The sequence below is a fragment of the Metapseudomonas cellulosilytica genome (assembly GCF_049334135.1).
Lineage (GTDB): Bacteria > Pseudomonadota > Gammaproteobacteria > Pseudomonadales > Pseudomonadaceae > Metapseudomonas.
Genome location: NZ_JBHZGN010000004.1, coordinates 72,370 through 93,151, shown reverse-complemented (window position 1 = coordinate 93,151; position 20,782 = coordinate 72,370). Strand labels below are relative to the sequence as shown.

Below are 20,782 nucleotides of genomic sequence, written 5' to 3'. Positions count from 1 at the left end.
CGGGTGAGTAAGGCGGGGTATTTCGCAGCGCGGGATGCGCCGGGTGGATCAGCGGTTGGGTTGCGGAGTCAGGCGCAGGTAGGGCCGGACCGCCTTGTAGCCGCGCGGGAAGCGCTGGCGGATTTCGTCTTCGTCCTTGAGCGAAGGGACGATCACCACGTCGTCGCCGTCCTGCCAGTTGGCCGGCGTGGCGACCTTGTGGTTGTCGGTCAGCTGCAGGGAGTCGATCACCCGCAGGATCTCGTTGAAGTTGCGCCCGGTGCTGGCCGGGTAAGTGATGACCAGGCGCACCTTCTTGTTCGGGTCGATGATGAACAGCGAACGCACGGTGAGGGTGTCGTTGGCGTTCGGGTGGATCAGGTCGTAGAGGTCGGACACCTTGCGGTCGGCGTCGGCGATGATCGGGAAATTCACCAGGGTGCCCTGGGTATCGTTGATGTCCTCGATCCAGCGATGGTGGGAGTCCACCGGGTCCACGGACAAGGCGATCACCTTGACGCCACGGGCGGCGAACTGGTCCTTCAGCTTGGCGGTGAAACCCAGTTCGGTGGTGCACACCGGAGTGAAGTCGGCCGGGTGCGAGAACAGCACGCCCCAGCTGCTACCCAGCCACTCGTGGAAGCGGATGCGGCCTTCGCTGGAGTCCTGTTCGAAGTCGGGGGCGATGTCGCCGAGGCGGATACTCATGGTGCTGCTCCTGTGTCTGGTGTCGTTCCGTGGGGCTCACTATGCGCAAGGCTTTTGTAAATTAAAAAGAATAAATAACGATTTATTTATTACTTATTTATCTATTAAATTGCGGACATGAAAAAGCCGGGAAGGCCTCTGGAATGAGATTCCCGGCTGGTTACCGCTCGCCCTTGCAGGAGCAAGCCGTAGGGTGGATGTCGCTTTTTACATCCACCAACGAGGCCAAGCTCGACACCGACGGTGGATCGGTGAAGCGTGATCCACCCTACGATTGAGCCCGGCCCGCACCCAAAATCCCCCTCCCTGGCGCGATCCCTGCAGGAGCGAATTCATTCGCGAAACGGGCCGCGCAAGCCGTAGGGTGGATGTCGCTTTTTGCATGCACCAGCGAGGCCAAGCTCGACACCGACGGTGGATCGGTGAAGCGTGATCCACCCTACGATTGAGCCCGGCCCGCACCCAAAATCCCCCTCCCTGGCGCGATCCCTGTAGGAGCGAATTCATTCGCGAAAGGGCCGCGCAGCGGCCCCGTAGGTTGGGCAGAGCGCAGCGATGCCCAACATGGCCAACACCGCGGGGGGCTCAACTTCCCTCACCCCCAGCCCCGCTCTGCGCCCCGGCCTGATCGCTGCGCGCTCAGGCGCTCATAGGCGCCAGAAGCGGTGCTTCCGAAAGCGCACCTATTCGCCACAAAGGGAGAGGGGAGCTATCCGTGCCGGGAATTACCGTCCCTGTAGGGGCGAATTCATGCACCAGGCAGGCCGCAGACCTGCCCACCCCCCCTTACAGCAGCGTCAGGGTGTAGCTGAGGATCAGGCGGTTCTCGTCCTGGTCGCGCACCGCATCGCTGCGCAGCGCGGCGTTGCGCCAGGAGACCCCCAGGCCCTTCAGCGGGCCGCTCTGCAGCACGTAGTCCAGGCGCAGATCGCGTTCCCACTCGCCCTGGTCGCTGGCCTGGGTCTCGATGTTGTCGCCCTTGAGGTAGGTGGCCTGCGCCTTCAGCCCCGGCACGCCGAGCTTGGCGAAGTCGTAGCCGTACTCGGCCACCCAGGTGCGCTCGCCGGCGCTGAGGAACTTGCCGATCTGGCGGTCGGTGATCAGGTAGGCGGTGGCGCCGTCGCCCTGGTTGAGGAAGGGGAAGGCGCTGTCGCCGGACACCTGCTGGTAGCCCAGGCTCGCCGCATGGCCACCGAGGCTGTAGGTGAAGAAGGCGCTCCAGGTGCGATTGTCCACCTCGCCGCGCGCGGGGTCGTTGCGCGCCCAGTTGCCGCTGCTGACGAAGCCCTCGGCACGCCCGGCGGCGCTGGCGTTCTTGCCGTCCGAATCGCTGTAGAAGTAGCGCAGGTCGGACTTCAGCGCGCCCACCGGCAGTGCCCAGTTGTGGGTCAGGCCGACGAAGTGCTGCTCGTAGAAGTCCTCCAGGTTGCCGAAGTAGTACTGCGCCAGCAGGGCGTCGCTGATCTTGTAGTCGCCACCGGCGAAGTAGAACTTGTTGACGAACTGGCCGGTGCGCGCGTTGTTCGCGCCGGCGATGGACAGCCCGCGGGCGTCGCTGGAGTTGCGCCCCTTGGCGTGTTCCAGCTGGCCGCCGGTCAGGGTCAGGCCGGCGATCTCGCTGGAGGTCACCTGCCCGCCCTCGAAGGTCTGCGGCAGCAGGCGGCCGTCGTTGTAGGTCACCACCGGCAGCTTCGGCAGCAGGGTGCCGAGGCGCGCCTCGGTCTTGGAGAAGCGCAGCTTGCCGGTCACCCCCAGGCTGCCGAAGTCGTCCTTGGCGCGGCCGTCGTCGTCGGTGGGGAAGACGATGCCGCCGTAGTTGGCGCTGGTCGGGTTGAAGTGGGTGCCCTTGCCGGAATCCAGTTTGACGCCGAGCAGGCCGAGGGCGTCGACGCCCACGCCGACGGTGCCTTCGGTGAATCCGGAGGCGTAGTTGAGCAGGAAGCCCTGGCCCCACTCCTCCTGCTTGGACGGCGCGGCGGTGCCTTGGCGGTTGTCCTGGTTGATGTAGAAGTTGCGCAGGGTCAGGCTGGCCTTGCTGTCTTCGATGAAACCGCCGGCGGCGGCCTGCTGGGCCAGCACGCCGAGGGCGACGGCCAGGGCGAGGGACGATTTGTTCATGCTCGATGCTCCAATGCGGTCTTGAAAGGGTGTTGGGCGACCGGAGCAGAAGCAGACGCGATGCGCCGCTGCGTGACCTTCGAAGCCACTGTCGTTTTCACAGGCTCCGGTGCGAGTGCGATGCGGCGGTCCGCTTTCGGCAGGCCGCCACTCTAGGGGGGGAACATTAATTTCCAAAAAGAATTATTTTTCAGATACAAAGATCATTTTGAAATAAGAAGAATCCGAAAACCCTGTCGGAGCTTCTCTAAGCTAATTCCAAGAAAGTATTTGAGAGCGATTTTTTAGATCGTTAATTTTGCGTAACCGGAACACCGGACGACCTGACACCCCATCCAGCGTCCCCTGTCCCGGCCTCGTTGATTGCCGGACAGCGCAATCAACGAGGTCCCCATGTCCCATTCGATTTCCTTCGGCCGCCGAACCTTTCTTGCGCTCACCCTGGCCGCCGGCCTGGTCGGCGCCCTGCCGGCCGATGCCGCCAACCAATTGCGCATCGGCTACCAGAAATCCTCCACGCTGATCACCCTGCTCAAGGCCCAGGGCACCCTGGAGCGCGAGCTCGGCGAACAGGACATCCGCATCAGCTGGCATGAATTCGCCAGCGGCCAGCCGCTGCTGGAGGCGCTCAACGTCGGCAACATCGACCTTTCCGCCGACGTCGCCGACACCGTGCCGGTCTTCGCCCAGGCGGCCGGCGCCCAACTGGCCTATTTCGCCCTGGAAGCCCCCTCGCCCGCCGCCCAGGCCATCGTGGTGCACCAGGACTCGCCGCTGAAGGGCCCGGCCGACCTCAAGGGCAAGACCGTCGCCGTGACCAAGGCCGCCGGCAGCCACTACTTGCTGATCGCCGCCCTGGCCAAGGCCGGACTGAAGTTCAGCGACATCAAGCCGGCCTACCTCACCCCGGCCGACGGCCGTGCCGCCTTCGAGAACCACAAGGTGGACGCCTGGGTGACCTGGGAACCCTTCCTCAGCACTGCGCGCAACCAGCTGCCCACCCGCACCCTGGCCGATGGCGCAGCCCTGGCCCAGTACCAGCGTTACTACCTGACCAGCACCGCCTACGCCAAAGCCCACCCCGAGGTGCTGGACACCGTCTTCACCGAGTTGGTGAAGGCCGGCGACTGGCTGCGCGACCACCCGCGCGAGGCAGCGGAAATCCTCGCGCCGCAATGGGGCGGGCTGGACCCGGCCATCGTCGAGCAGGCCAACGCCCAGCGCAGCTATCAGGTACAGGCGGTACGGGCCGACAGCCTCAAGGAACAGCAGAAGATCGCCGACGCCTTCTTCAATGCCGGACTGCTGCCCAAGCCGGTGGACGCCCTGAAGGTGGCCATCTGGAGCCCGGAGAAACGCTGATGACCGCCGGATTGCGCGTGCCCCTGGACGGCCGCGGCGACGGGCCGCTCTTCGACCCGAGGCTGTTCCCCGTCGACTTCGGCTCCTATGGCGAGCGCGTCGAGCACCTCAGCCGCCAACTGGCCGCCAGCGCCATCGAGCGCGACCGCCAGGGCGGCAGTGCAACGCAGGAGCGGGAACTGCTGCGCGCCAGCGGCCTGCTCACCCTGGCCGTGCCCCTGGCCCATGGCGGCCAGGGCGCCGGCTGGCCGCTGATCTACCGCATCGTCCGCCAGCTCGCCGCAGTGGACAGCTCCCTCGCCCACCTCTTTGCCTTCCAGCACCTGCAGGTGGCCACCCTGCTGCTCTTCGGCAACCCGGTGCAGCAGCGCCACTGGCTCGGCCGGACCGTGCAGGAACGCTGGTTCTGGGGCAATGCCACCAATGGCCGCGACCGCCGCCTGCGTCTCAACCGGCGCGACGAGCACTTCGAGCTGAACGGCTGCAAATCCTTCTGCTCCGGGGCCCTGGGCGCCGATGCGCTGATCGTCAGCGCGCCACGCGGGCACAGCAGCGAAGACCGGGTCTTCCTGGTGTTGCCGACCCAGCGCGAAGGCCTGGCGATCAACGACGATTGGGACGGTTTCGGCCAGCGCCAGACCGACAGTGGCAGCGTGCAGTTCGAGAACGTCTTCGTGCACAGCGAGGAACTCCTCGGCCCCAGCGGCGCCAGCCCGCGCAGCACCCTGCGCGCCTGCCTGTCGCAACTGGTGCTGGTGCAGCTCTACCTGGGCAATGCCCAGGGCGCCCTGGATGCAGCCCTGCGCTATACCCGCGAACAGGCGCGGCCACGGGCCGGGGCCGAGGTGCTGGCCGCCAGCGACGACCCGTATGTGCAGCAACGCTTCGGTGACCTCTGGCTGCGTTATCGCAGTGCCCTGCCGCTGGCCGAAGAGGCCGCGCAGCGCCTGCAGGCGGCCTGGGATCGCCCGGCGCTGACCGCCGCCGAGCGCGGCGAGGTGGCCCTGGCCATCGCCGAGGCCAAGGTGGTCTCCGCCCGTGCGGCGCTGGAAATCACCGCGCAGATCTTCGAAAACCTGGGCGCCAGCGCCACTTCCGCGCGCTACGGCCTGGACCGTTTCTGGCGCAACGTGCGGGTCCACAGCCTGCATGACCCGCTGGACTACAAGAACCGCGACATCGGCCGCTGGCTGCTCGATAACCAGCTGCCGACGCCCTCGATCTACGCCTGATGAAAATTGCCTGCGCATCAGTGAATGCGTCGTTAAAAATCGGTTCGAAATGCTCATTAACAGGCGTTAACTCCGCTTTCTCACCGATTTTTGCCTGGCCTCACTTTCGCTCGGCGACTTTTCATTCACAGCCTAAGCTCATGCCAAAAAATTATTTATTCGACGTTTTTTAGATCATTTAGATTCTCTTCACCGGACCACCGGACACCCCGAACGCAATATCCCTGTCCCGTGGCCCGGCCTCCAAGACCGGCCCAAGCCCGTTGAGGAGCCTCCCATGATCGCGTCCCTGTTCCCCCGTCGCCTGCTGGCGGCACTGACCTTCGGCGGCCTGGCCCTGAGCGCCCAGGCTGCGGACTTCACCGTCGCCTACCAGACCACCGTCGACCCGGCCAAGGTGGCCCAGGCCGATGGCAGCTACGAGAAAGCCAGCAAGTCCGAAATCGATTGGCGCAAGTTCGACAGCGGCGCGGACGTCATCACCGCCGTCGCCTCCGGTGACGTGCAGATCGGCTATGTCGGTTCCAGCCCGCTGGCTGCCGCCGCCACCCGCCAGCTGCCGATCCAGACCTTCCTCATCGCCACCCAGATCGGCGACGCCGAAGCCCTGGTGGCGCGCAACGGCGCCGGCATCGCCAAGCCCGAAGACCTGGTCGGCAAGAAGATCGCCGTGCCCTTCGTTTCCACGGGCCACTACAGCCTGCTGGCGGCCCTCAAGCACTGGCAGATCGACCCGACGCAGGTCACCATCCTCAACCTCGCGCCGCCAGCCATCATCGCCGCCTGGCAACGCGGCGACATCGACGCCACCTACGTCTGGGACCCGGCCCTGGGCGTCGCCAAGGCCAATGGCAAGGTGCTGATCAGCTCCGCCGAACTGAGCAAGGTGGGCGCCCCCACCTTCGACGCCTGGATCGTGCGCAAGGACTTCGCCGAGAAGCACCCGGAAGTCGTCCGCGCCTTCGCCAAGGTGACCCTCGATGCCTATACCGACTACCGCAAGGACCCGCAGGCCTGGCTGGCCGACAAGGGCAACATCGACAAGCTGGTGAAACTCTCCGGCGCCAAGGCCGAGGACATCCCGCTGCTGCTGCAGGGCAACGTCTTCCCGCTGGCCGCCGACCAGGCCACCGCCCTGGGCGCGCCCACCACCCAGGCCATCAGCGAGACCGCGCGCTTCCTCAAGGAGCAGGGCAAGGTCGAGGCCGTGCTGCCCGACTACGCCCCCTACGTCAGTGCCAAATACGTGACCAACTGAGTCGCCCCCGCCTGCCCGGAACCGCCGGGCAGGCCACTTCCGAGACCTGCAGAAAATGGCCTTACTCCAACTGGAGCGCATCAGCGCACAGTACCCCGGCACGGCCGAGCCGGTGCTGACTGACATCTCCCTCGACCTCGGCCCCGGCGAACTGCTGGTGGTCCTCGGCCCCTCCGGCAGCGGCAAGACCACCCTGCTCAACCTGATCGCCGGGTTCGTCAGCCCCAGCGCCGGGCGCATCAGCCTCGACGGCGTGCCCGTCAAAGGACCGGGCGCCGAACGCGGCGTGGTGTTCCAGGATGACGCCCTGCTGCCCTGGCAGGACGTGCTCGGCAACGTCGCCTTCGGCCTGGAACTGGCCGGAGTGGCCCGCGCCGAACGCGAATCCCGCGCCCGTGAAATGCTCGCCCTGGTGGACCTCGCCGGCTTCGACAGGCGCCGCATCTGGGAGCTTTCCGGCGGGCAGAAACAGCGCGTCGGCATCGCCCGCGCCCTGGCCGCCGACCCGCGCGTGCTGCTGATGGACGAACCCTTCGGCGCACTCGACGCCTTCACCCGCGAACAGATGCAGGAGCTGCTGCTGCAAGTCTGGCGGCGCGCGGCCAAACCGGTGTTCCTGATCACCCACGACATCGAGGAAGCGGTGTTCCTCGCCAGCGAACTCATCCTGCTGTCGCCCAACCCTGGCCGCATCAGCGAGCGCCTGCGCCTGGACTTCGGCCAGCGCTACGCCGCCGGGGAAAGCGCGCGGGCGATCAAATCCGACCCACGCTTCATCGAAACCCGCGAGCACGTGCTCGTCCAGGTCTTCGCCGAACGCCAGAGGAGAAGCGCATGAGCAGCCTCGAATTGCCCCTGGCCACCAAAGCCGCAGCGACCGTGACAGCGCGTCCGCGCCGCTCGCTGAGCACCTTGTCCATCAGCCTGCTGACCCTGGCCGGCCTGGTATTGGTGTGGTGGGCGGTGACCACCGCCGGCCTGATCGAACCGCTGTTCCTGCCCAGTCCCCAGGCCATCGCCCGCAAGGGCTGGACGCTGCTGACCCAGGGCTACATGGACGCCAGCCTCTGGCAGCACCTGGGTGCCAGCCTCGGGCGTATCGGCCTGGCCCTTCTGGCGGCGGCGCTGACCGCCATTCCGCTGGGCATCGCCATCGGCCGCAACCGCATCGCACGCGGCATCTTCGATCCGCTGATCGAGTTCTACCGGCCCATCCCGCCGCTGGCCTACCTGCCGCTGATCGTCATCTGGTGCGGGATCGGCGAGTTGTCCAAGGTGCTGCTGATCTTCCTCGCGATCTTCGCCCCCATCGCCATCGCCACCGCCACCGGCGTGCGCAATGTCGACCCGGCGAAGCTGCGCGCGGCGCAGTCCCTCGGCGCCACCCAGGCGCAGCTGATCCGCCATGTGATCCTGCCCAGCGCCCTGCCGGACATCCTCACCGGCGTACGCATCGGCCTCGGCGTCGGCTGGTCGACCCTGGTGGCCGCCGAGCTGGTGGCCGCCACCCGCGGGCTGGGCTTCATGGTGCAGTCGGCGGCGCAGTTCCTGGTCACCGATGTGGTGATCCTCGGCATCCTCGTCATCGCGCTGATCGCCTTCGCCCTAGAACTGGGCCTGCGCGCCCTGCAACGCAGGCTCGTGCCCTGGCATGGGCAGAGCCACTGACCCATTCGTTGGGCTTCGCAAGCTCAGCGCCAACCTACAGGGTAGGTTGGTGCCGAGCGCAGCGAGGCCCAACACCACGAATCCTCGCGAGACAACGCCATGCCCCTGCACATCACCCCGCTCTCCCCCGCCCTCGGCGCCCTGGTCGAAGGCCTCGACCTCAGCCAGCCCCTCGACGCTTCGCAACGCGAGGCCGTGGAAAGCGCCCTGCTCGCCCACCAGGTGCTGTTCTTTCGCGAGCAGCCGCTGAACCCGCAACAGCAGGCCGCTTTCGCGAGCAATTTCGGCGACCTGCACATCCATCCGATCTACCCGAACATCCCCGGGCAACCCGAGGTACTGGTACTGGACACCGCCGTCACCGACGTGCGCGACAACGCGCTCTGGCACACCGACGTGACCTTCCTGGAAACCCCGGCCCTGGGCGCGGTGCTGGCCGCCAAGCAGCTGCCGCCCTATGGCGGCGACACCCTCTGGGCCAGCAGCAGCGCGGCCTATGACGCGTTGTCCAAGCCGATCCAACAACTGCTGGAAGGCCTCACCGCCACCCACGACCTGGCCCGCTCCTTCCCCGAGGAACGCTTCAGCCTCACCGCGCAGGAGCACGAGCGCCTGGAAGACGCCAAGCGCAAACACCCGCCACGCAGCCACCCGGTGGTGCGCACCCACCCGGTCACCGGGCGCAAGGGGCTGTTCGTCAACGAGGGCTTCACCACCCGGATCAACGAGCTGTCGGCGGCGGAGAGCGACGCGCTGCTGCGCTTCCTTTTCGCCCACGCCACCCGCCCGGAATTCACCATCCGCTGGCGCTGGCAGGAAAACGACGTGGCCTTCTGGGACAACCGCATCACCCAGCACTTCGCGGTGGACGACTACCGCCCGCAGCGGCGGGTGATGCACAGGGCGACCATTTTGGGGGATAGGCCGTTCTGAACCTCGCCACCCTCTCCCCCAGCCCCTCTCCCTGAAGGGCGAGGGGAGCCAGGCCGTGCGGAGATTCAGTACGGCGCTCCGCTTGACTCGGAGTTTCCGGTAACTCCGAAAACAGCAGGCGCGAGTCACCCCTCTCCTCTTCAGGGAGAGGGGCCGGGGGTGAGGGTAGCGGCGCCCAACTCCCGCAAAAACCCCCAGGGATAGATCCCCCGCTCGTGCCCATCGCTGAACACCAGCTGCACGCCATACCCCTGCAGCGCGATGCGCTCCAGGCGCACACCTTCGTCCACCACGCTGATCTCCCCGCGCAACCGCGCCGCCCTGCATTGCGAGCAGGGGCAGGCGCCGCGCAGGCGGGTATGGCTGATTTCCTGACGCTCGCCATCGGCCCACTCCAGGCTCAGGCGCGCCTGGCTGCGGGAATTGCGCAGGGCACTGGGCGCATCCATCAGGCCGCCCCCTGCAGTTGCGCCAGGGCGATGCGCACCGCCTTGCGCACTTCCGGGTCGCCGTCCGCTTCCGCTGCGTGCAAGGCCGGCAGCGCGGCGCCATCCCCCAGCTCACCCAGTGCCAAGGCCGCCTCCTTGCGCAGGTTGGCGATGCCATGGCCGAGCAGGGCGGCAAGTTCGCCCAGGGCCGGGCGATGGCGCAGACGGCCGAGGGCGCGGGCGGCGCGCAGGCGCACCTGCCAGTAGTCATCCTCCAGGGCCCGCACCAATGCCGGCCCCGCTTCGCCCAGGCCGACCTTGCCGAGGGTGGTGGCGGCTTCCTCGCGCACCTGCCAGGCGTCGTCGCGCAGGGCGGCATGCAGGGCCGGCAGAACATGGGCGTCACGGGCCAGGCCGAGGGCGCCGGTGGCGGCACGGCGCACCTCGGTATCCGGGTCGTCGCTGGCCAAACGCGCCAGTTCCGGCAGAGCGGGTTCGTGCCTGAGCCAACCGAGGATCCCCACCGCCTCGCGGCGCACCGGCGCCTCGGGGTCGTCCAGCGCCAGCAGCGCAGGACTGGCCGCCTCCTCCAGGCGCAACTCGCGCAAGGCACGCAGGGCGCTACTGCGGACGAAGGCGTCGGCATGGTTCACCCAGGGCAGGATCAGTCGCCCCGCCTCCAGGCTCTTCAGCTCGCTGAGGCTTTGGGCCGCGGCCAGGCGTACGGGCTCGGCGCCATCGGCCAGGGCCGCGCAGAGCGCCTGCACCACCTCGGGTTCCTCCCAGGCTTCCAGCAGGCGCGCGGCCTCGGCGCGTACCTCGGCGGCGTCGTCCGAGGCCAGCGCGTCGGTGAGCCAGGGCAGGCCTTCCGGGTCTTCGAGATCGGCCAGTTCGATCAGGGCGATGCGCCGCACGCCGGCATCGGCATGGGACAGTCGCGGCAGCAGATCGAGGATGTCGGAGTTGTCGGTATCACGGTCAGTCATAGGGCGATTCGCAGTGGCGGGTGGTCGGTGGGCAGGCCCAGGGGCGTCAGGCGCGGCAGCTCGCGGCCTTCTTCGTGGCGCAGCAGTTCCAGGCAATGGCGTTTCAAGTGGGTGAATCCGGGGCTGGTGAGCAGGCTGGCACGACGCGGGCGCGGGAAGTCCAGGCGCAGGTCCTCGATGAAGCGGCCGGGGCGCGGACTCATCACCAGGATGCGGTCGGCGAGGAACAGCGCTTCGTCGATGTCATGGGTGACGAACACCACCGTGGTGCGGATGCGTGTCCAGATATCCAACAGCAGTTCCTGCATGCGCGAACGAGTCTGCGCGTCGAGGGCGCCGAAGGGTTCGTCCATCAGCAAGAGGCGCGGTCGGTTGATCAACACCCGGGCGATCTCCGCGCGCTGCTGCATGCCGCCGGAGAGCTGGCTGGGCCAGCGCCCGGCGAAGTCGGCGAGGCCCACCAGATGCAGGAACTCGGCGGCCTGGCGGCGTCGTTCGGCCTTGCCGATGCCCTGCATCTTGAGGCCGAAGGCGACGTTGTCCAACACGCTGCGCCAGGGCAGCAGGGTGTGGTGCTGGAACACCATGCCACGCTCGGGCGAGGGGCCGGCCACCGGTTGACCATCCACCTCCAGGCGGCCGGCGCTGGGGGTCAGGTGCCCGGCCAGGGCACCGAGCAGGGTGGACTTGCCACAGCCGGAGGGGCCGAGGATGCAGACGAACTCCCCCGGCGCGATGGAAAAATCCAGGGCCTGCACCGCCTCGAAGGCGTCACGCCCCTGGCCCAGGCGGATGGAGACGCCCCGCGCCTCGATGCGGCCGGGCTCGACAGCTCGTTCGAAGGCGCTCATCAAGCACTCCTCCGCGCGCGGTACCAGGGGGTGACCAGGGCGCCGAGACGCTTCACCAGGCCGCTGCTGGCCATGCCAAGCAGGCCGATCAGCAACATGCCGACGATGATGTCGGGGTAGTTCTGCACCACGTAGGACTCCCAGGTGTAGTAACCGATGCCGAACTGCCCGGAGATCATCTCGGCGGTGACCAGGCAGAACCAGGAGGTACCCATGCCGATGGCAAGCCCCGTGACGATGCTCGGTGCCGCGCCGGGCAGGATCACCTCGCGCAGGATGGCCAGGCGCCCGGCGCCCAGGCTGCGCGCCGAAGCGATCAGGCGCGGGTCGACGCCTTCGACGCCATGCACGGTGTTGAGCAGGATGGGAAACAACGCGCCGGTGAAGGTGATGAACACCATGGACAGTTCCGACGAGGGAAACATCAGGATCGCCAGGGGAATCCAGGCCACCGCCGGGATCGGTCGCAGCACCTCCAGCGGCGGCAGCAAGCTGTCCTCAGCCCACTTCGAACGGCCGATGGCCAGGCCCAGCGCCACGCCGAGGATGGCGGCGGCGAAGTAGCCGGCGAATACTCGTGACAGGCTGCTGGAAAGATGTGGCAGCAGCTTGCTGGAGTGCAGCAGTTGCCAGGCGGCGTCGAGCACCGCAGCGGGGGTGGGCACGTAGGTGAAGGTGAACAGGCCGAGGTCCAGCCGCGCGGTGGCGGCCAGCTGCCAGAACAGCAGGCAGGCGGCCAGCGAGGCGAGGCGCAGGGGCCAGCGGTACAAAGGCGTCATGAGCATCTCCTGTAGGTTGGCGCCGAGCCTGCGAGGCCCAACGATGCATGGCTCGGCATGGAAACGTTGGGCTTCGCTGCGCTCAGCACCAACCTACGGTTATCGCGACTAGCGGCTGGCGAGAGCCTGCTTCTGGTTGGCGCTGACGAAATCCAGCACGGTGCCACCGTTGCGCTGGGCGTATTGCTCGGCCTGCTCCTTGAGCAGGAAGGCGGACAGCTCGCCCTTGTCGCTGTGCACGAACCAGGCCTGGTTGGCCAGCAGCTTGATGCCGCTGTCGGCGGCCTGGGCGTAGATGGCGCGGATGTCCTTGCCTTCCTTTTCCAGCTGGGCCAACGCGGTCAGCGCGGCTTCCGGCGAGGCGTAGTGGCGCACCTTGTCCTCGCCGCGCACCCAGATCTGCGCCAGGCGCTTGAAGTCGCTGATGGGTTTGCCGGTCAGCGCGTCGTTGGCTTTCAGCGGCAGCTGGGCGTAGTTCTTCAGCGCCTTGTCGTAGTCCTGCCCGGCCTGCTTGAAGGCGGCGCGGATGTACTGGTCATCGATGAACTGGTCGGTGTCCAGGCCACGGTCGGTCTTCTTCAAGAGCTTCAGGGTGTCGATGGAGGTGGCCACCGCCTTGCGGTACTCGGGCTTCCAGGTCAGGTCGCGGGTCTGCAGGCCGAGGGGCCCGTGGAACAGGTAGTTCACCTCGGCCTCGATGCCGGTGACCTTCTCGATCAGCTCGCTGTACTTCTCCGGCGATTCGGCGAACAGGCGGTCGGCCTCCAGGCTGGCGCGCAGGTAGGCGGTGACGATTTCCGGATACTTCTGCGCGTAGGTCGCATCCACCAGGGCGCCATGGAAAGTCGGCGCCGCGGCCTGGGAGCCGTCGTAGATCTTCCGCGCGAAGCCCCGGTTGGGGAACAGCTCGGCGAAGGGAACGAAGTCGGCGTGGGCCTCGATGCGGTTGCTACGCAGGGCGGAGCCGGCGATTTCCGGCGGCTGGGCGATGATCCGCACGTCCTTCTCCGGGTCCCAACCCTGGGAGGCGATGGCGCGCAGCAACATGCCGTGGGCGGTGGAGGCGAAGGGCACGGAAATGGTCTTGCCCTTGAGTTCGGCCAGGGACTGCACGCCGGACGACGCCGGCACCACGATGCCGTTGCCGCTGCCCTGGGTACTTCCGGAGAGCACGCTGATGAACAGGCTGCGTTTGCCAGCGTCCAGGTGGGCGACGCCATTGAAGGAGCCGGGGAAGTCGGCCATGGCGCCGAAGTCCAGCTTGCCGGCGACCATCTCGTTGGTCAGCGGCGCACCGCTGGTGAAGTTCTTCCACTCCACCTGGTACTCGGCGTCCTTGTACTTGCCGTCATGGGGCAGGTACTTGTCCAGCAGGCCCAGCTCGCGGATGAGCAGGCCGCCGGTGGCGCAGTTGATGGTGGTGTCCTGGGTGCCGATGGCGATGCGGATGGTCTCGGCGGAGGCGGACAGGCTGGAGATGGCCAGCGCGAGGCCAGCGACTGTTGCACGAAGGCGCATGGGTAATTCCCCTCGAATCATTGAGTGTTGGAATCGTCTCCGCCACAGGGCTGGGTGGTGGGAAACGAGGGGCTTTCGGGTGAGGCGTCCGGGGGTGGGCCGGATGGCGAGTTGCTTTCTGGTGCTTGGTATTGATGGGTATCGCTTCGCTCCACCACATCCTACGAGGACCGTAGGGTGGGTGGAGCGGAGCGATACCCACGCGGAGCGGTTCAGCGCAGGAGGTAGGGAATCTCCACCTTCACCGCGCCGGTCGGGCAGTCCTTTTCGCAGGGCATGCAATACCAGCACTCGTCGAAGGCCATGTAGGCCTTCTGCGTAGCCGGGTTGATGGCCAGCAGGTCCATGGGGCAGACCTCGACGCAGACGGTGCAGCCCTTTTCGGCGATGCACTTGTCTTCGTCGATGGTCACCGGCGCGCTGCTGCGGAAGAAGATTTCCTGGGGCTGATGGGCCATTTCACGATTCCTTGGAGTCTGGGCTCTCGACGTTCTGGTTCGTCGCTGCCAACGAGCCTCGCGTAGGTTGGCGCTGAGCCTGCGAAGCCCAACATGGAGCGCAACGCGCTCCCATCTTTTGCGGTGGCCGGCTCTTCGAACCGGTTGTTGGGCTTCGCTTCGCTCAACACCAACCTACGAAAAGCGTCCGTCACGCGGCGGCTTCGGTCTTCACACGCAGCCGGTCATAGGCCTGCTGCTCCTCGGCATCCAGCGGGATCAGGTAAGGCTCGACGGCTTTCTTGAAGCTGGTCATGCGCCCGTCCTCGCCCTTCTTCAGGTGGCAGTGGCAGAACCACTCGGCGTCGTTGCGCTCGGGGTAGTCGACCCGGTGGTGGTACAGGCCCCAGCGGCTCTCGGCGCGGAACAGCGAGGCGCGGGCGGCCATCTCGGCGCAGTCGCGGATCACCGCCACTTCCATGGCGCGCATCAGCTCGTGGGGGTTGCTGGCCTTCATCTGCGCCAGGTCCCGTTCGATCTCGGCGAAGCGCGCCAGGCCGATCTCCATCTTCTTCGTCACCTTGGGCGGCTGCAGGTAGTCGTTGACCATGCGCCGCAGCTTGTACTCCACCTGGGCCGGCGGCAGGCCGTGCTCGCGCTCGAGCGGCGCGAAGACTCGCGCCCGCTCGCGCTCCACCTGCGCATCGTCCACCTCGGCGAAGTCGCGTTCGGCGACGTAGTCCGCCGCGTTGACCCCGGCGAACCAGCCATAGGTGAAGGCGCCGAGCATGTAGTTGTGCGGCACGGCGGCCATGTCGCCGGCGGCGTAGAGGCCCTTCACGCTGGTCTCGGCCTTCTCGTTGACCCACACGCCCGAGGCCGAATGGCCGGAGCAGAAGCCGATTTCGGAGATGTGCATTTCCACCATCTGCTGGCGGTAGTCGGTGCCGCGATTGGCGTGGAACTGGCCACGGCTAGGGCGCTCGTTGCTGTGCAGGATTTCTTCGATGGTCTGGATGGTTTCCTCGGCCAGGTGGTCCAGCTTGAGGAACACCGGGCCATTGCCGCCTTCCAGCTCCTGGTGGAACTCCCACATCATCTGCCCGCTCCAGTAATCGCACTCGATGAAGCGCTCGCCCTTGGCGTTGGCGGTGTAGCCGCCCAGCGGGCCGGTGACGTAGGCGCAGGCCGGGCCGTTGTAGTCCTTGATCAGCGGGTTGATCTGGAAGCACTCGAGGTTCGCCAGCTCCGCCCCGGCGTGGTAGGCCATGGCGTAGCCGTCGCCGGCGTTGGTGGGGTTCTCGTAGGTGCCCATCAGGTAGCCCGAGGACGGCAGGCCAAGGCGGCCGGCGGCGCCGCAGGCGAGGATCACCGCCTTGGCGCGGATCACCCGGAACTCGCCGCTACGGCAGTCGAAGCCCATCACCCCGCAGGCGGCGCCTTCACCGTCCAGCAGCAGGCGGGTGCAGACCACGCGGTTGCTGATCTCCACCCTTGCGCGCTTGAGCTGGCGGTACAGCACCTTCTTGATGTCGTGCCCTTCCGGCATGGGCAGCACGTAGGCGCCCATGTGGTGGACCTTCTTCACCGCGTAGTCGCCGGTCTCGTCCTTCTCGAACTTCACGCCCCAGCGGTCCAACTGCTCGATCGTCTCGAAACTGTGGGTGGCGTAGGCGTGCACCGTGGCCTGGTTGACGATGCCGTCGTTGGCGATGGTGATTTCCTTGGTGTACTGCTCGGGCGTCGCGTGGCCGGGAATGATGGCGTTGTTCAGGCCGTCCATGCCCATGCTGATGGCGCCGCTGCGCTTGACGTTGGCCTTGTCCAGCAGCAGCACGCGCAGCTCGCGGTTCTGTTCCTTGGCCTTGATCGCAGCCATGGGGCCGGCGGTGCCGCCGCCGATGACGACGATGTCGTAATCCTGGTGCTGGGTGCTCATGCCTGGGGCCCCTTCTGGCGGTCGATGCGCAGGCGGTACTGGAAGGCATCGCCGCGGTAGTAGAGGTGTTCGAAATCCAGCGGCGTGCCGTCGGCAGCGTGGGTCAGGCGCTCGATGCGCATGATCGGCGAGCCCTCCTCCACCTCCAGCGCCTGGGTCAGGTCGCTGTCGGCGAGCACGGCGTCGATGGCAAGGTCGGCGTGCCCGAGGGGAATGCCGCAGTCGTTTTCGAGGATGAGGAAGATGTCGCGGGTGGCGAGGTCGGCCTTCTCCAGCTTCTCCCCCACCACCTTCGGCAGCCAGGTGAGTTCCAGGGAAACCGGCTCGCGATTGATCAGGCGCACCCGCTTGATCTCGGTCACCAGGCTGCCTTCCTCCACCTGCAGGCGCGCCGCCACCAGCGGGCTGGCCGGCACATGGCGGAAGCTGCGCAGGCGGTTGAGCACTTCGTAGCCCATCTGCGTCATGGACTCGGCCAGGCCCTGCAGGGTGCTGACGTTCTGGAAGGCCTTGGGCTTGGCGACGAAAGTGCCCTTGCCATGAATCTTGAAGATCAGCCCTTCCTTCTGCAGGTCGCCCAGCGCCTGGCGCACGGTGATGCGGCTGACGTTGAAGGCCTTGCCCAGTTCGCTTTCCGAAGGCATGCGGCTGTGGGGCGGGTAGGCGCCGTCGAGGATGCGCCCGCGCAGCAGCTCCTTGAGCTGGCTGTAGAGCGGTACCGGGGAGAGGGGGAGCAGTTCGGCCATGGTGTCCTTCGCTTGAATTCCTGACTTGTTATAACAAGTTGTGGCGAGAGAATAGCGAGCATAAGAACAGCGATGGAAATACCGTTATTGAATAAGGATAGAAGAGGGCCGCCCGCGTCGGGCGGTGCTTTTCCTGTAGGGGCGACTTCATTCGCCAAGCAGGCCGAAGGTCTGCCCTGCAAGGCCCGCTAGGGGCAGCTGCGCCGCCCTTGGCGAATGAATTCGCCCCTACAGAAGTGAGTCCCGCCTCAGTTCAGAGCCTATCCAGCGCCTGCTGGAAGTCCGCGACTATGTCCTCGGCATCCTCGATGCCCACCGACACGCGGATGGTGCCGTCGTGGATATCCAGCTCGGCCAGTGCTTCCTGCGACAGGGCGCGGTGGGAGGTCTTGCCGGGGTGGGTGATGCTGCTGGCGACACCGGCCAGGGACGGCGCGAAAGCGGTGTTGCGCAGGGCGCGGATCAGCTTGTCCACCTCGGCCAGGCCACCGTGCAGGGTGAAGCTCAGCATGCCCGACGCGCCCTTGGGGAACAGCCGCTGGGCGAGGGCGTGGTCCGGGTGCGAGGGCAGGCCGGGGTAGAACACCCGCGCCACTTTCGGATGGGCTTCCAGCGCTGCGGCCAGGGCCTGGGCATTGGCCGAGTGGGCCTTCATGCGCAGGGCCAGGGTCTTGGCGCCGCGGAAGGTCAGCCAGGCCTCGAAGGGGCTGGCGCTGCCACCGGCGTTGATCTGGAAGCGCCGTGCCTGGGCGATCCACTCGGCATCGCCGACCAGGATGCCGCCGGTGGCATCGCTGTGGCCGTTCAAGTACTTGGTGGTGCTGTGCAGCACCAGGTCGGCGCCGTCGGCCAGGGGGTTGTAGAGCGCCGGCGAGAGGAAGGTGTTGTCCACCAGCAGCTTCAGGCCACGGGCCCTGGCGAGCCTCGCCAGCGCCGGCACGTCGCTGACCCGTACCAGCGGGTTGGAGGCGGTTTCGGTGTAGATGACTTTCGTGGCCGGGGTGATGGCCGCTTCCACGGCCGCCAGGTCGTTGATCTCCACCAGGGTTGCGCTGATGCCAAAGCGCGCCAGCTCCTTCTCGATCAGGCTCTGGGTGGTGCCGTACAGCTCGCGGCTGGCGATCAGGTGGTCACCGGCATTCAGCCGCCCCAGCAGCGCCGCACTCACCGAGGCCATGCCGGAGGCGGAAAACAGCGCCGCCTCGCCGCCTTCCAGGTCGCGCACCAGTTGTTCCAGCGCTGCATGGTTGGGGTTGCCGATACGGGTGTACATGTAGTTATCGGGGTTGCCGGCAAGGAAGTCGTCCACCTGTTCCAGGGAGTCGTAGACGAACACCGAGGATTCGTAGATCGGCAGGCTCTTGGGGCGGGTGACCATCTTCTGGTCGACCTCGTTGCCGCTGTGGACGGAACGGGTGGACAGGCCGGGTTTGGGATCGGACATGGTGGGCTCCGGGTGGAGAGCCGCTTTCCCTGTTGGGGCGAATTCATTCGCCAAGGACCGCGAAGCGGGCCCGGACTCTGCAGGGCAGTCCTGCGGACTGCTTGGCGAATGAATTCGCCCCTACAACATTCCTTGCCCCACGGGACGGCAGCAGAAAAAAGAACGCCGACGATAGTCGAGACTCGTCGGCGTGAGGAGAGGCGCACTGGTCAGTGCGCCACCGTGGCTAGCTTGTGATCAGAACGCCGGCACCACCGCGCCGGAGTACTTCTGCTCGATGAAGGCCTTCACTTGCGGGCTGGTCAGCGCGGCGGAGAGTTTCTTGATGGCATCGCTGTCCTTGTTGTCCGGACGGGCCACCAGGTAGTTCACGTAGGGCGAGGTGCGGTCTTCCAGCACCAGTGCGTCCTTGGACGGATTGAGCTTGGCTTCCAGCGCGTAGTTGGTGTTGATCAGGGCCAGGTCGACCTGGTCCAGCACGCGCGGCAGCAGGGCCGCTTCCAGTTCCTTGAACTTGAAGTTGTGCGGGTTCTCGGCGATGTCCTTGGGGGTGGCCAGGGCGTTCTTCGGATCTTTCAGTTTCAGCAGGCCGGACTTCTGCAGCAGGAGCAGGGCGCGGCCGCTGTTGCTGCCTTCGTTGGGGATGGCGATGGTGGCGCCGTCCGGCAGCTCCTTCAGGGACTTGTACTTGCTGGAGTAGCCGCCGAAGGGCTCGACGTGCACACCCTTGACGATCACCAGGTGGGTGCCCTTGCCGCTGTTGAAGTTGTCCAGGTAGGGCTTGGTCTGGAAGTAGTTGGCATCCAGGCGTTTCTCGTCCACCTGCACGTTGGGCTGCACGTAATCGGTGAAGACCTTCACTTCCAGGTCCACCCCTTCCTTGGCCAGCTGGGGTTTGACCAGCTCGAGGATTTCCGCGTGGGGCACCGGGGTGGCGGCGACGGTGAGCTTCTCGCCGGCGTGGGCGAAGGTGACGGACAGGGCAGCGGCCAGGGCGGTCAGCAGCAGGGACTTCTTCATGATGATCCTTCTCGATTCTGCGGCTCCGGCTGGATCTTCAGCCGCGAGCGGGTGTCGGGGTACCCGGTCTGGGTATCGCCGGGTTGGAAGGGAAACTACGACGATTTTTTATAACAGCAAAATACTGATTTTTTATTTTTATATTCCATTTTGTTTATAGAAATCGATTGCGTGATAACGCTCACACCCTGACTGACCGGTACTTTCATGTCGCCTCTGCGAATTGCCTGCAACGCCACGGCTCACTAGAGTGGCAGCCTTCGCAACTGCCTTGTGAGCCGCCGACATGCTCAACGCCGCCCTCGCCCGCTTCCCCCGCCTGGAACTGGTTCCCTCGCCCACCCCGCTGGAGAAGCTGGCGCGGCTTTCGCAGAAGCTCGGTCGCAGCGTCTTTGTCAAACGCGACGACATCACTCCCTTCGCCCTCGGCGGCAACAAGGTGCGCAAGCTGGAGTTTCTCGCCGCCGATGCCCTAGCCCAGGGCGCCGACACCCTGGTCACCGCCGGCGCCATCCAGTCCAACCACGTGCGCCAGACCGCGGCCCTCGCCGCACGCCTGGGCCTGGCCTGCGTGGCCCTGCTGGAAAACCCCATCGGCACCGCCGACCGCAATTACCTGGAGAACGGCAATCGCCTGCTGCTGGACCTGTTCGGCGCCGAGGTGGAGCTGGTACCCAACCTGGACAACGCCGATGAGCTTCTCGCCGCTACCGGCGAGCGCCTGCGCGCCGCCGGCAAGCGCCCGTACCTGGTGCCCATCGGCGGTTCCAACGCACTAGGCGCCCTTGGCTACGTGCGCGCCGGCCTGGAACTGGCCGAGCAGATCAAGGCCAGCGGCGAGACCTTCTCCGCCGTGGTGCTGGCCTCCGGCAGCGCCGGCACCCACGCGGGCCTGGCGCTGGCCCTGGAACACGCCCTGCCCGGCACCCGGGTGGTGGGCGTCACCGTCTCGCGTCCGGACGCCACCCAGCGGCCCAAGGTGGAAGGCCTGCTGCAGCGCACCGCCGACCTGCTCGGCGTGCCAGTCCCGGCCGGGCTCAAGGTGGAACTCTGGGACCAATACTTCGCCCCGCGCTACGGCGAACCGAACGCCGGCACCCTGGACGCCGTGCTCCTGGTGGCCAGCCACGAGGGGCTGCTGCTGGACCCGGTGTACACCGGCAAGGCCTTCGCCGGCCTGCTGGACGGCGTCGCCAAAGGTGCCTTCGCCGACAATGGCCCGGTGCTGTTCTTGCACACCGGTGGCTCCCCGGCGCTGTTCGCCTATCATCCAGCGGGTATCGCGTGACATCTGCTTATGCAATATTTTAAGCAATTGATACTTTTTAATTATTTTATTGCATATAACCAAATCCCTAGAGTTGCCCCACCTTTAG

The 20,782-nt window shown here is 66.4% G+C and carries 19 protein-coding genes; 7 read left to right on the top strand and 12 right to left on the bottom strand.

What is annotated here, in order from left to right:
* Positions 1-48 precede the first annotated feature (48 nt).
* Both ACFW0H_RS06480 and ACFW0H_RS06475 read right to left on the bottom strand, forming a co-directional pair.
* A complete protein-coding gene (locus ACFW0H_RS06480; protein WP_422913079.1) occupies positions 49-687 on the bottom strand; it encodes a peroxiredoxin in 639 nt (212 codons plus the stop codon).
* Positions 688-1,473: 786 nt separating this feature from the next.
* Entirely contained in the window at positions 1,474-2,805 is a 1,332-nt protein-coding gene (locus tag ACFW0H_RS06475) for an OprD family porin (protein ID WP_422913078.1), read from the bottom strand.
* A 393-nt stretch (positions 2,806-3,198) separates the two neighbouring features.
* On the opposite strand from ACFW0H_RS06475, the gene ACFW0H_RS06470 reads away from it, so the two are divergent.
* From ACFW0H_RS06470 to tauD, 6 genes are all read left to right on the top strand, one after another.
* A complete protein-coding gene (locus ACFW0H_RS06470) occupies positions 3,199-4,167 on the top strand; it encodes an aliphatic sulfonate ABC transporter substrate-binding protein (protein ID WP_422913077.1) in 969 nt (322 codons plus the stop codon).
* Positions 4,167-5,399 (top strand): acyl-CoA dehydrogenase family protein, encoded by a 1,233-nt coding sequence (locus tag ACFW0H_RS06465; RefSeq protein WP_422913076.1) that lies wholly within the window; start codon positions 4,167-4,169, stop codon positions 5,397-5,399. The genes ACFW0H_RS06470 and ACFW0H_RS06465 overlap by 1 nt, the downstream gene beginning before the upstream one ends.
* A 277-nt stretch (positions 5,400-5,676) precedes the next feature.
* Positions 5,677-6,657, top strand: a complete 981-nt coding sequence (gene tauA, locus ACFW0H_RS06460) for a taurine ABC transporter substrate-binding protein (protein ID WP_422913075.1) — start codon at positions 5,677-5,679, stop codon at positions 6,655-6,657.
* Between the two features lie 55 nt (positions 6,658-6,712).
* A complete protein-coding gene (gene tauB / locus ACFW0H_RS06455) occupies positions 6,713-7,495 on the top strand; it encodes a taurine ABC transporter ATP-binding subunit (RefSeq protein WP_422913074.1) in 783 nt (260 codons plus the stop codon).
* Complete coding sequence (tauC, locus tag ACFW0H_RS06450) at positions 7,492-8,325, top strand: taurine ABC transporter permease TauC (protein ID WP_422913073.1); 834 nt, start codon at positions 7,492-7,494, stop codon at positions 8,323-8,325. The genes tauB and tauC overlap by 4 nt, the downstream gene beginning before the upstream one ends.
* Positions 8,326-8,424: 99 nt before the next feature.
* On the top strand, positions 8,425-9,258 hold the full coding sequence (tauD, locus tag ACFW0H_RS06445; RefSeq protein ID WP_422913072.1) for a taurine dioxygenase: 834 nt from the start codon (positions 8,425-8,427) through the stop codon (positions 9,256-9,258).
* A gap of 140 nt (positions 9,259-9,398) precedes the next feature.
* On the opposite strand, the gene ACFW0H_RS06440 is transcribed toward tauD, so the two are convergent.
* From ACFW0H_RS06440 to ACFW0H_RS06395, 10 genes are all read right to left on the bottom strand, one after another.
* Entirely contained in the window at positions 9,399-9,707 is a 309-nt protein-coding gene (locus ACFW0H_RS06440) for a DUF971 domain-containing protein (RefSeq protein WP_422913071.1), read from the bottom strand.
* Positions 9,707-10,672 (bottom strand): HEAT repeat domain-containing protein, encoded by a 966-nt coding sequence (locus tag ACFW0H_RS06435; protein WP_422913070.1) that lies wholly within the window; start codon positions 10,670-10,672, stop codon positions 9,707-9,709. Before ACFW0H_RS06435 ends, ACFW0H_RS06440 begins: the two co-directional genes overlap by 1 nt.
* Positions 10,669-11,523 (bottom strand): ABC transporter ATP-binding protein, encoded by an 855-nt coding sequence (locus ACFW0H_RS06430; protein WP_422913069.1) that lies wholly within the window; start codon positions 11,521-11,523, stop codon positions 10,669-10,671. The genes ACFW0H_RS06435 and ACFW0H_RS06430 overlap by 4 nt, the downstream gene beginning before the upstream one ends.
* Positions 11,523-12,302 carry an ABC transporter permease gene (locus tag ACFW0H_RS06425; protein WP_459077287.1) on the bottom strand — a complete coding sequence of 260 codons (780 nt, stop codon included), beginning with the start codon at positions 12,300-12,302 and terminating at the stop codon, positions 11,523-11,525. Before ACFW0H_RS06425 ends, ACFW0H_RS06430 begins: the two co-directional genes overlap by 1 nt.
* A gap of 108 nt (positions 12,303-12,410) precedes the next feature.
* The gene (locus tag ACFW0H_RS06420; RefSeq protein WP_422913067.1) at positions 12,411-13,820 is read right to left on the bottom strand and encodes an ABC transporter substrate-binding protein; all 1,410 of its coding nucleotides are present in this window, start codon (positions 13,818-13,820) and stop codon (positions 12,411-12,413) included.
* A gap of 212 nt (positions 13,821-14,032) precedes the next feature.
* Entirely contained in the window at positions 14,033-14,278 is a 246-nt protein-coding gene (locus ACFW0H_RS06415; RefSeq protein ID WP_028629110.1) for a 4Fe-4S dicluster domain-containing protein, read from the bottom strand.
* A gap of 190 nt (positions 14,279-14,468) precedes the next feature.
* Positions 14,469-16,196 (bottom strand): fumarate reductase/succinate dehydrogenase flavoprotein subunit, encoded by a 1,728-nt coding sequence (locus tag ACFW0H_RS06410; protein WP_422913066.1) that lies wholly within the window; start codon positions 16,194-16,196, stop codon positions 14,469-14,471.
* A complete protein-coding gene (locus ACFW0H_RS06405; protein ID WP_422913065.1) occupies positions 16,193-16,942 on the bottom strand; it encodes a GntR family transcriptional regulator in 750 nt (249 codons plus the stop codon). Before ACFW0H_RS06405 ends, ACFW0H_RS06410 begins: the two co-directional genes overlap by 4 nt.
* A gap of 253 nt (positions 16,943-17,195) precedes the next feature.
* On the bottom strand, positions 17,196-18,386 hold the full coding sequence (locus ACFW0H_RS06400; protein ID WP_422913064.1) for a trans-sulfuration enzyme family protein: 1,191 nt from the start codon (positions 18,384-18,386) through the stop codon (positions 17,196-17,198).
* A 237-nt stretch (positions 18,387-18,623) separates the two neighbouring features.
* Entirely contained in the window at positions 18,624-19,406 is a 783-nt protein-coding gene (locus tag ACFW0H_RS06395; protein ID WP_422913063.1) for a MetQ/NlpA family ABC transporter substrate-binding protein, read from the bottom strand.
* 286 nt (positions 19,407-19,692) lie between these two features.
* Between ACFW0H_RS06395 and ACFW0H_RS06390 the strand changes: the two genes are divergently transcribed.
* On the top strand, positions 19,693-20,694 hold the full coding sequence (locus tag ACFW0H_RS06390) for a D-cysteine desulfhydrase (protein WP_422913062.1): 1,002 nt from the start codon (positions 19,693-19,695) through the stop codon (positions 20,692-20,694).
* Positions 20,695-20,782: the final 88 nt, after the last annotated feature.

Bases quoted from the DNA above. Each gene is read 5' to 3' on its own strand.
- tauA (WP_422913075.1), top strand. From the start codon at position 5,677: ATGATCGCGTCCCTGTTCCCCCGTCGCCTGCTGGCGGCACTGACCTTC.
- ACFW0H_RS06390 (WP_422913062.1), top strand. From the start codon at position 19,693: ATGCTCAACGCCGCCCTCGCCCGCTTCCCCCGCCTGGAACTGGTTCCC.
- ACFW0H_RS06475 (WP_422913078.1), bottom strand. From the start codon at position 2,805: ATGAACAAATCGTCCCTCGCCCTGGCCGTCGCCCTCGGCGTGCTGGCC.
- ACFW0H_RS06470 (WP_422913077.1), top strand. From the start codon at position 3,199: ATGTCCCATTCGATTTCCTTCGGCCGCCGAACCTTTCTTGCGCTCACC.
- tauD (WP_422913072.1), top strand. From the start codon at position 8,425: ATGCCCCTGCACATCACCCCGCTCTCCCCCGCCCTCGGCGCCCTGGTC.
- ACFW0H_RS06435 (WP_422913070.1), bottom strand. From the start codon at position 10,672: ATGACTGACCGTGATACCGACAACTCCGACATCCTCGATCTGCTGCCG.
- ACFW0H_RS06465 (WP_422913076.1), top strand. From the start codon at position 4,167: ATGACCGCCGGATTGCGCGTGCCCCTGGACGGCCGCGGCGACGGGCCG.
- ACFW0H_RS06425 (WP_459077287.1), bottom strand. From the start codon at position 12,302: ATGACGCCTTTGTACCGCTGGCCCCTGCGCCTCGCCTCGCTGGCCGCC.
- tauC (WP_422913073.1), top strand. From the start codon at position 7,492: ATGAGCAGCCTCGAATTGCCCCTGGCCACCAAAGCCGCAGCGACCGTG.
- ACFW0H_RS06395 (WP_422913063.1), bottom strand. From the start codon at position 19,406: ATGAAGAAGTCCCTGCTGCTGACCGCCCTGGCCGCTGCCCTGTCCGTC.
- ACFW0H_RS06440 (WP_422913071.1), bottom strand. From the start codon at position 9,707: ATGGATGCGCCCAGTGCCCTGCGCAATTCCCGCAGCCAGGCGCGCCTG.
- tauB (WP_422913074.1), top strand. From the start codon at position 6,713: ATGGCCTTACTCCAACTGGAGCGCATCAGCGCACAGTACCCCGGCACG.
- ACFW0H_RS06420 (WP_422913067.1), bottom strand. From the start codon at position 13,820: ATGCGCCTTCGTGCAACAGTCGCTGGCCTCGCGCTGGCCATCTCCAGC.
- ACFW0H_RS06400 (WP_422913064.1), bottom strand. From the start codon at position 18,386: ATGTCCGATCCCAAACCCGGCCTGTCCACCCGTTCCGTCCACAGCGGC.
- ACFW0H_RS06480 (WP_422913079.1), bottom strand. From the start codon at position 687: ATGAGTATCCGCCTCGGCGACATCGCCCCCGACTTCGAACAGGACTCC.
- ACFW0H_RS06415 (WP_028629110.1), bottom strand. From the start codon at position 14,278: ATGGCCCATCAGCCCCAGGAAATCTTCTTCCGCAGCAGCGCGCCGGTG.
- ACFW0H_RS06430 (WP_422913069.1), bottom strand. From the start codon at position 11,523: ATGAGCGCCTTCGAACGAGCTGTCGAGCCCGGCCGCATCGAGGCGCGG.
- ACFW0H_RS06410 (WP_422913066.1), bottom strand. From the start codon at position 16,196: ATGAGCACCCAGCACCAGGATTACGACATCGTCGTCATCGGCGGCGGC.
- ACFW0H_RS06405 (WP_422913065.1), bottom strand. From the start codon at position 16,942: ATGGCCGAACTGCTCCCCCTCTCCCCGGTACCGCTCTACAGCCAGCTC.